The sequence below is a fragment of the candidate division WOR-3 bacterium genome (assembly GCA_016867815.1).
Taxonomy (GTDB): domain Bacteria; phylum Hydrothermota; class Tepidihabitantia; order Tepidihabitantales; family Tepidihabitantaceae; genus UBA2258.
On the sequence record VGIR01000039.1, the window covers coordinates 19,408 to 27,983 of the forward strand.

Sequence of the window (8,576 nt, forward strand, 5' to 3'; positions counted from 1 at the left end):
GCCAGAATGGCGAAGCTCAAGGTCTTTGACGCGGCCCGACAGCTCGGGCTTTCGAGCGAGGGCCTGATCCGGGTGCTCAAGGAATTGAACTTCCCGCCGCGCGGCTACACCTCCTACATCACCGACGCCGAGTTCGAGGCCGCCAAGCTGAAGCTGAAGAACGAGAAACATCAGTTCAAGGACCAGATCCGCCGTACCCGCACCGCCCCTCCCCCGAGCCAGCCGCGGCCGCAGGCCGAACCTTCGAAGGTGGCCCAGAACGTCAAGCACACGCTGCAGAAGATCGAGGGTCGCGAGATAAAGCACCGCAAGCCGGTGCGCGAGGTTCCGACTGCCGCCCAGCCTGCGGCTCGGCCAGCGGTCAGAATCAGCGCGTACATGACCGTCGCCGAACTGGCCCATGCCCTGGGCGTAACGGCTTCCGACGTCATCAAGAAAACCATGGGTATGGGTATGCTGGCGACCCTGAACCAGCGACTCGACCTCGAAACCATCACGCTGATTGCCGACGCGTTCGGGGTGCCGGTCGAGCAGGAAACTGAAGTCGAGGCCGTAGTCGAACGCGGCGAGCACAAACCACGGCCGCCGATTGTGGTTGTTATGGGTCACGTCGACCACGGCAAGACCGCGCTGCTCGACTACATCCGGAAGACCAAGGTGGTCGAGAGCGAAGTCGGCCGCATCACCCAGCACACCGGCGCCTACGTGGCGAGCTACCAGAACAAGCCGATCGTGTTCCTCGACACGCCGGGCCACGAGGCATTCACCGCCATGCGGGCCCGCGGCGCCCAGGTTACCGACATCGCCGTTTTGGTGGTTGCTTCGACCGAAGGCATCATGCCCCAGACACTTGAGGCCCTCGACCACGCCCGCGCCGCCGGAGTGCCGATCATCGTCGCCATCACCAAGTCTGACCTGGCCGATGCCAACCCGGACCGGGTCAAGGCTCAACTCGCGCAGCACGGCGTGAAGGTCGAAGGTTACGGTGGCGACACCCTCTGCATCGAGACTTCGGCGATCTCCGGCCATGGCGTGGAGGCTCTCCTCGACGCGATCTCGGTCCTGGCGCTGGAACTCGACCTGAAAGCGCCGTACGCCGGACCGGCTCGCGGTGTCGTCATCGAAGCTCGGGTCGACCGCGGCCGGGGCAGCATCGCCACAGTGCTGGTTGAAGAAGGGACTCTACGCAAGGGTGACCCCTTCGTCTCCGCCGAGTTTTTCGGCCACGTACGCGACCTGCTGGACGACGGCTTCAAGGCGATGTCCGAAGCCACACCGTCAATTCCGGTGCAGGTACTCGGGTTCTCCGGCCTGCCCCAGGCTGGTGACCGTTTCGACGTCGTCGAAGACGAGCGGACGGCGCGCGATACAGCCCAGCGCCGGTTCCTGGCCAAGCGCGACCGAATCCTCTCGGCCAGCAAACCCAAGGTGTCGCTCGAGGCGATCCAGGAACGCATCGCTGAGGGAAAGATCAAAGATCTGAACATCGTCATCAAGGCCGACGTGTCCGGGTCGGCCGAGGCGCTGCGCGACTCGCTCGAGGGCCAGTCCATCGAAGACATCCGGGTGCGCGTGATTCATTCCGGGGTCGGCCCGATAAACCAGAGCGACGTGTTGCTGGCGCAGGCTTCGGAAGCCATTATCGTCGGCTTCCACGTCAAACCGCTGACCGACGCCAAGCTGATGGCCGACAAAGAGGGCATCGAAATCCGCACCTACCGGATCATCTACGCCGCCATCGAGGATATCCGGGCCGCGATGCTCGGCATGCTCGAGCCGGAGAAGAAGGAAGTCGATCTCGGGTCGGCCGAGATCCGGCAGATCATCCGCGTGCCCAAAAGGGGCACGATTGCCGGCTCATACTGCACCAATGGCAAGATCCCGCGCGATGCGATGGTTCGGGTCATGCGGGGCGGCAAGGAGATCTACAACGGCAAGGTCACCTCGCTCAAGCGCTTCAAGGACGACGTCAAGGAAGTAGAAACCGGGTACGAGTGCGGGATCGGCATCGAAGGCGCTGACGACCTGGCCGAAGGTGACACCCTCGATTTCTACAAGGTCGAGGAAGTCAAAAGAACCAGTTAGGCGTTAGGAGTTAGCAGTTATCAGTGAGGCCCAAAGCTGCCACCTTCCGGCTCCTAACTCCTAACTACTAACTACTAACTCCCAACTAGCGGTGACCGTCGGCCTGCTCCTTCTCGACTGCTACATCGCTGAGAGCCAGTCCCTCAAGGATAAGCGCCGCGTACTCTCCAGCCTCTCTGAGCGGTTGCGCCGTCAGTTCAATATCGCGATTGCCGAGGTGGAGTACCAGGATCAGTGGCAGCGGGCGCAATTGGCAATCGTGCTGGTCAACACCAACTGGCGCATGCTGCAGAGCAGCATGTCGAAACTCACCGAGTACATCGATCGAGACCGCCGCGTCGAAATCACCAACACGGAAACGCGCCAGCTCTGCTAGCGAAGGGACAGGGCTGCGCTGTCCGAAAGGACCGCTGCGGCCGGACCTCCGCAGTTTCGGATCGTGTCCCGGGCTCTTGCAGACGCTACCGCACGAACAGAATCGTCGCCAGCCCGGCCAGCCAGCAGTAGAACGCGAACCAGTGGAGCTTCCGGCCGGTGACGAAACGGGCCAGCGCGTAGAGAGCTGCCAGACCGGAGACGAATGCCGCCACCATGCCCACGGCAAGGGCAGTCGGGTTGATTACCGCAAGGTCTACCTTTCGGGCCTCCAGAAAGAAGGCCCCGGTGACGGCGGGAATCGCCAGTAGGAAAGAGAACTCGAACGCCTCCTTCCGCTCCATGCCCAGGTACAGCCCGGTGGCAATCGTCGCGCCGGACCGCGAAATGCCCGGCAGAATCGCGATTGCCTGCCCACAACCCACCAGCAGTGCACGCAGCCAGCCGGATCGGCCCTGGGGCTGCGAGTACCGGGTGCCGAACAAGACCCCGCCGGTTACCAAGAGCATAAGGCCGACCAGCAAGGGGTTGGTAAACGCACGGTCAATGATGTCACTGAACGTGACGCCTATCAGCCCGGCCGGGATTGAGGCGAGCAGGATGAACGCCGCCATCCGCCAGCTCCCACTTCTCCGCGCGGCGTCGCGAACCCATAGCCCGCGGATGAGCTTTGCCAGGAGAGGAGCGAAGTAGAAGATGACCGAGAGTGCCGTGGCACCATGCAGCATAGTTGTCAGCGGCAGCCGGGACTCGGCCGGCAGCTTCCAGAGATGCTCAAGCACGGCCAGATGCCCGGAACTGGAGACCGGAAGGAACTCGGTGATGCCCTGGATCAGACCCAGCAACAACGCTTCAAGGATACTCATAGTCAACCTCCAATCTTGGGGATAGGATTCCCAATGCCCAAGTCCCGATTACTAACGAATGTCCAATGCTGGGAGGTTTTGTCGGCTGTCCTCCGCAGTTGGTCATTCGTTGGGAGTTAGTAATTGGCAATTGGGCATCTCCTAGAACGTCACGTCATAGCGCAGGTGTACTTTACCCCGCAACGGGTTGTCGCGGAACGCAACCCCATAGTCGAGACCGAAGATGCCGACCTGCGTGGCCACACTCGTACCTGCCCCATATCCCGGCTTCACCTGCCAGCCGAGCGGGTCCTGATAGACACCTACATCAAGGAAAGGATACACGCTCGATGCACGCTCCAGGCTGTGGCGCAGCTCGGTCCAGAACCAGCCGACCCGGGCCGAGGCGAACTCCTCTTCCCGGTAGCCGCGCACCGTACCCGGCCCGCCCAGGAAGTAGAGCTCGGACTCGGTCAGCGCCGCAGCCGAGTAGACCGCCCGCAGTCCGACCATGCTCGACCAGGCGAGGTTCCGCGCACAGGGCAGAATTCCGTTCAGGCCAAGCTCAACGTGCGCGACGCCGTCGGAACCTGCGGAATCGGTCGACCGGTTGCCGACCTTGGTCAACGCGCTCAACCGGATTCCGCTGCGCGGGTTGGCCGGGAAGTCACGCGAGTCCAGAAGCACGCCCGTACCGGCCCAGACCACGTTGGCGCGCGTCCGGCTCACTGCATCGGTAAGCCGATCATAACCGGTCTCGAAACTAACCGTCGTCAACGCGGCGGCCCGAACCCTGGCCGACAATGCCAGGTTCGTCTCTGCCGACGTTGTGTCAATCGTCTGCTGTCGTGCGTTCGCTGTCAGGTCGATAGTCGTCCCAAGCACCCAAGGCTCGGTGTAGCTCAGGCGGTAGCTGGTCCGGGAGTACGCCGACTGCCAGCCCGCCTCCAGCCTCCGGCCCGTGTCAAAGAGATTGCGGAACGACACCAGCAGAACGCCGGTGAGTTTCCGGTCTGAAGGCGAAAAGCCTGCGACACCGCTGGCGCGGTTGACGTTCAGACCGGTCACCCAATACCTGAATCCGTACGCACGCTCATCGCCGACTATCGCCTGCGAGTCTACGACCACGAGCCCGCTCCGCTCCAGGTTGAGGCGCCAGCGAGCAGCTGAGGTCTGCGAGTAGGTGCCCGGCGAGAAGCCGGCAACGCGCTCCAGCAGCCCGGGTTTGGTGCCGGGTTTGCCGGAGAACTCAAGGTAGCGGACCTCGACCTTGGGACCGGACACGACCCGGAGGGTAGGAAAAACGAATCCGCTCTCCTGTAAGAGCGACAGCGGCGTCACGACGGCGAAAGGGTAACCGCTGTTCTCGCAGGCCGCGAGCACGACTGCCGCGGCGCGGTCCACGGCCGCCCGGTCGAACAAGGCTCCCCGTCCGGGCAGCGAGCGGATCAGCCCGTCGTCGATGATGATTGTGTCACCTTCGATGCGCCACCCGCCGACCGACGACTGCCCCAGACTTCCTGCGGAGAGCGAATCGAATCCTGCCGCGGCGACACTCCCATTGCCGGAAGCGGTTTGCGCCACAGCAGTGCTGCAGACGAGCAGCGTCGACCAGAACAACCGGCCAGGCACGACCCGGACGTCACTCCAGATTGACATCGCTGGGCTGTTCCCGGTGCGCGGGGCGCGCCTCAACTCATGAACAGGTATTGCCGCCAGCCGTCGGGCACGTCGCCCAGACTGGCGATGGCGAAGGTGAAATAGTGTGGCTTCTTGGGCTTCCGGCGCAACGGCATCATCGCCTGCGCCGGCGTCATGTTGCCCTTGCGCGAGTTGCACTCAGTACAGGCGCAAACCAGGTTCTCCCAGGTATCCGTGCCGCTGGAGGATTTGGGGATGACGTGATCGGTGGTCATCACTGCACCCCGCTTGCCGCAGTACTGGCAGGTGCTTCCGTCACGTCGCAGGACGTTCCGCTTGGTCAGAGGTACTTCCCGGCGCTTCACGCGCACGAAGTAGTTGAGCCGGAGAACGCTGGGCAGCCGATAGGCCATCCGTACGGTTCTTGCCGCCGCCGCGGACGGCTCGAGCATCTCGGCCTTGCGCGAGAGCACCAGCACCAGTGCCCGGCGGGCCTTGCAGACCGACAAGGGCTCGTAGTTCTGGTTCAGCAGCAATACGTGTCGGTCGAGCATCGCTCCGCTATCTGACGAACAACTCCTTTTCAACTACCTTCTTGAGGTCTCCGACTGCAACCAGCATCTTGCCGGCGTACTGCTTCATGACCGGGTCAGACAGAGCCTTGTTGTAGTAGCCGATCGCCTCATCACACAGCGCCAGGGATCGACGCAGCTTCGCAGTCGGCGTCGCCGTCAGATTCGACCCTGCCTGCTCGCGGGCCTGCTTGTACCGGATCTCCCCCAGGTCCGCCAATGCCTGCGCGTTGCCTGGTTCCATCCTCAGCACCTTCTGCAGGATATCCTCCGCCGCGCCCGTGCTTCCCTGCTGAATCAGCGCCTCGGCCTTGAACACGCGCGGTTGCGTCTTGGTCGAGTCCTTGGCGATGAGCGCATCGAACACCTTTATCGCCTGCTTGGTCTTGCCCGATGCCAGGTACACAGAACCCTGACGCAGCGCGGTCTGGTCGCGGTTCGGTTCGCTCTGGAGAATCGTGTCCAACTGGGCCACCGCCTTGTCGTACTGCTTCAACTCGATGTAGCAGTCGGCCAGCTTCTCGCGCAACTCCCAGACCTTGGAAAATCGCTGCACCAACGGTAGGAGCGAGTTTGCGGCATCTGCGTAAAGCCCCTGCTTGTAGAGGAAGTCGGCCCACAGACGCTGGACGTTCACATCATCCGGGAAACGTCGCATCGCACTCTCGTAGAGCTGCCTCGCCTTATCCATCTGCTTCCACCTGAGATACACGTCGGCGGCGCCGCTGTAGAGGTCGACCAGGCTCGAGTCCTGGGCAAGACCTTCCAGATAGACGGCCAGGGCCGCGCTGTCCTTCTGCATGGCGAGGAAAAGGTCGCCGAGCCCTTCGTACGCCTTGGCCTTCTTTGGGTCAAGCCTCATCGCCGCACGGAAGTTCTCCTCGGCGGAGACCGGGTCTAGCATCTTTCGGTAGGCCGTCCCGATGGCGACGTACACTTCGTAGTACGTGGAATCGTAGGTCAGGGCGCGCTGGAAGTTCTCGAGCGCCGACTCGAAATTGCCCTGAGAGAAGTACCCGGCACCGAAGCTGTAGTACTGCTGCGCCGAGTCTCGCTTCGCCTTCAACTCTTCATCGGTCGCCGGCTTCACGGTCTGCGTGGTCGCACAGCCTGCCAGCACGGCCAGCACCGCGGCGACAAGGGCCGCCGCCCCGACTGAAAGGGTCTTTCTCGACATGCTCAAAGCTCCTTTGGAGAGATGGTTCTCGTCAAACGCCAAACGAAAATCTGCGGTTCTGCAATGGAGCCGACGGGAGTCGAACCCGTGACCTCTTGACTGCCAGTCAAGCGCGCTCCCAGCTGCGCCACGGCCCCAATCAAACAGGCTAAGTTTTACCCGAATTGGCCTGACTGTCAAGGGAAGCGCAGGCAAGGTCATCCGCTGACCACGCGGACTGTGCGAGTGTCCCCGATGGAACGGAATGCCGGCCCGACATTGAGGAGTGATCTCGCCCTCAATCGGACACTCGGCGACCTCACAACCGCCAAGGCCGGCGCCGAGAGGAAGCCGCGCTTGTGTCTCGCGAAGTACCGGTCGGAGTTCGTCCGGAAGCTCCGGCAGATCTGTCGCCGGTTGCGTACTCGCTTACATCGCGAGCTGTGTCCTTCGCTTCATCTCGACCTCAACCTTCAGCTCAACCTTAGCTTGAATCCTCTGCTGTACCGCGCGTTCTCCGCAACGTTGTTCAAGACGTTGCTCCAGTAGTTGTTCGCGGCGTTGTTCGGCTCGATGTTCGACCTGAAGTACGGCGCGTTGTTGGCTTCGTCGCGTCTCGCGCCGCATCGGCAGATGCTACCCTCCAGGCAGCCTGTGGGCCGCCCACTCCCCGGCAGAATTGTGGTCCGAGAGCTGTACACCACTACATGTAGATGGCAATCAGGGCCTTTCCTTCTCCCCCTACTCCTCGAGGAGAGGGTCGGGGTGAAGAGTCCAGTGAACTGGCGACTCCGACGGGACAGGACCTACGCACGAGACCGGCTGCAGGTCAAGACACTCGCGCCAGGACTGCCGCGTTCATTCCGACACTCAGTGCCGTCTTCGACCGCAGACTCAACGCGCGACTCAAGGCCGGACTCAACTCGCGGTTGAACGCGCACGTCAAGCCGGAACTCACTGCGCCACTCGCCGCACGGCTGATTGCGGGATTGAGCACAGCGTTGATGCCCTGACCGACCGCGGCGCTGAACTCCCGAGTCTGGGCGCGGTTGACGGCCGCGTTGAGTCTCAGGCTCGTCGCGCGACTGCCAGGCGGGCTAAGTCCTTGATTGACTGCCACATTGATCACCGCATTGAACGCGGCCTTGAACCCCGCAGTCACCCCCGGATTGACCCCCTCATTGCCGGTGCAGGTCTTGGACGAAGCAGCGGTCTCGGTCCGGGACCTGAAGCGACCCGGCACTCCTCCCGGCTTGAGGCCAGGCACAGCCAGGCTCGACCTCTGACCGGTGCGCTGCATCACACCGGCCCTCACTCATCCTACTTGCCCTGCTTTGGCTTGACCGACTGCCGGGAGAGATGCCTGTCGCATTCCCACGTGAGCGACTCCTGGTGCAGGTGTTCGGATAGACGAGACCCGAACACTCAGAATGGTCCCGTGGCGGTCCGGCCGGACGGGTTCGGAGAGAAAAGCGGAGGCAATGCCCGGGATAGTACAGGCGTACCCCTGATAGTCGGCAGCGCTAACATGGGGAGCATCCTCTTCTGCCTCTTTCACCCTCAACCTGAGAGCGTCGTTCAGGCGACTTGCGTCTGAGTTGGCGGGTGAAACCGTCGAGGGCTAGGACAGTGAACTTGCGGACGAGATCCTGGACTGCTAGCGCTGCAGCACGACCTTGATGACGCTAGTTGCATCACGCATCATGCTCGACGCCTGACGCACGAAGCAGATGCCGGACCGCGGGTTTGCGACCCTCCGCCCATCGCATAGACAATCACGCGCTACTCCTCTTCTTCGTCGTCCACCGGCGCGAGACCGCGGTAGCAGATGGAGATACGGTGGGAGGCGCCGAGCTTGCCGTAGGGCGCAAAGGCATAGTCCACGCCGATGCCCTGCCAGGA

The 8,576-nt window shown here is 62.6% G+C and carries 8 protein-coding genes and 1 tRNA gene; 2 read left to right on the forward strand and 7 right to left on the reverse strand.

Going from position 1 to position 8,576, the window contains the following annotated elements:
• Window positions 1-6: 6 nt before the first annotated feature.
• On the forward strand, window positions 7-2,085 hold the full coding sequence (gene infB, locus FJY68_07490) for a translation initiation factor IF-2 (GenBank protein MBM3331676.1): 2,079 nt from the start codon (window positions 7-9) through the stop codon (window positions 2,083-2,085).
• 91 nt (window positions 2,086-2,176) lie between these two features.
• Window positions 2,177-2,461, forward strand: coding sequence for a DUF503 domain-containing protein (locus tag FJY68_07495; protein MBM3331677.1), 285 nt, complete (start codon window positions 2,177-2,179; stop codon window positions 2,459-2,461).
• 85 nt (window positions 2,462-2,546) lie between these two features.
• On the opposite strand, the gene FJY68_07500 is transcribed toward FJY68_07495, so the two are convergent.
• From FJY68_07500 to FJY68_07530, 7 genes are all read right to left on the reverse strand, one after another.
• Window positions 2,547-3,326, reverse strand: a complete 780-nt coding sequence (locus FJY68_07500) for an undecaprenyl-diphosphate phosphatase (protein MBM3331678.1) — start codon at window positions 3,324-3,326, stop codon at window positions 2,547-2,549.
• Between the two features lie 141 nt (window positions 3,327-3,467).
• The gene (locus FJY68_07505; protein ID MBM3331679.1) at window positions 3,468-4,964 is read right to left on the reverse strand and encodes a hypothetical protein; all 1,497 of its coding nucleotides are present in this window, start codon (window positions 4,962-4,964) and stop codon (window positions 3,468-3,470) included.
• Between the two features lie 32 nt (window positions 4,965-4,996).
• Window positions 4,997-5,500 (reverse strand): HNH endonuclease, encoded by a 504-nt coding sequence (locus tag FJY68_07510; GenBank protein MBM3331680.1) that lies wholly within the window; start codon window positions 5,498-5,500, stop codon window positions 4,997-4,999.
• 7 nt (window positions 5,501-5,507) lie between these two features.
• On the reverse strand, window positions 5,508-6,695 hold the full coding sequence (locus FJY68_07515; GenBank protein ID MBM3331681.1) for a tetratricopeptide repeat protein: 1,188 nt from the start codon (window positions 6,693-6,695) through the stop codon (window positions 5,508-5,510).
• A gap of 64 nt (window positions 6,696-6,759) precedes the next feature.
• Window positions 6,760-6,832, reverse strand: a tRNA-Ala gene (locus FJY68_07520).
• Window positions 6,833-7,147: 315 nt separating this feature from the next.
• Window positions 7,148-7,378, reverse strand: a complete 231-nt coding sequence (locus FJY68_07525) for a hypothetical protein (protein ID MBM3331682.1) — start codon at window positions 7,376-7,378, stop codon at window positions 7,148-7,150.
• Between the two features lie 125 nt (window positions 7,379-7,503).
• Window positions 7,504-7,989, reverse strand: a complete 486-nt coding sequence (locus FJY68_07530; protein ID MBM3331683.1) for a hypothetical protein — start codon at window positions 7,987-7,989, stop codon at window positions 7,504-7,506.
• Window positions 7,990-8,576: the final 587 nt, after the last annotated feature.

Excerpts from the sequence above, each read along its gene's own strand:
- infB (MBM3331676.1), top strand. The coding sequence starts at position 7 with ATGGCGAAGCTCAAGGTCTTTGACGCGGCCCGACAGCTCGGGCTTTCG.
- FJY68_07500 (MBM3331678.1), bottom strand. The coding sequence starts at position 3,326 with ATGAGTATCCTTGAAGCGTTGTTGCTGGGTCTGATCCAGGGCATCACC.
- FJY68_07505 (MBM3331679.1), bottom strand. The coding sequence starts at position 4,964 with ATGTCAATCTGGAGTGACGTCCGGGTCGTGCCTGGCCGGTTGTTCTGG.
- FJY68_07510 (MBM3331680.1), bottom strand. The coding sequence starts at position 5,500 with ATGCTCGACCGACACGTATTGCTGCTGAACCAGAACTACGAGCCCTTG.
- FJY68_07515 (MBM3331681.1), bottom strand. The coding sequence starts at position 6,695 with ATGTCGAGAAAGACCCTTTCAGTCGGGGCGGCGGCCCTTGTCGCCGCG.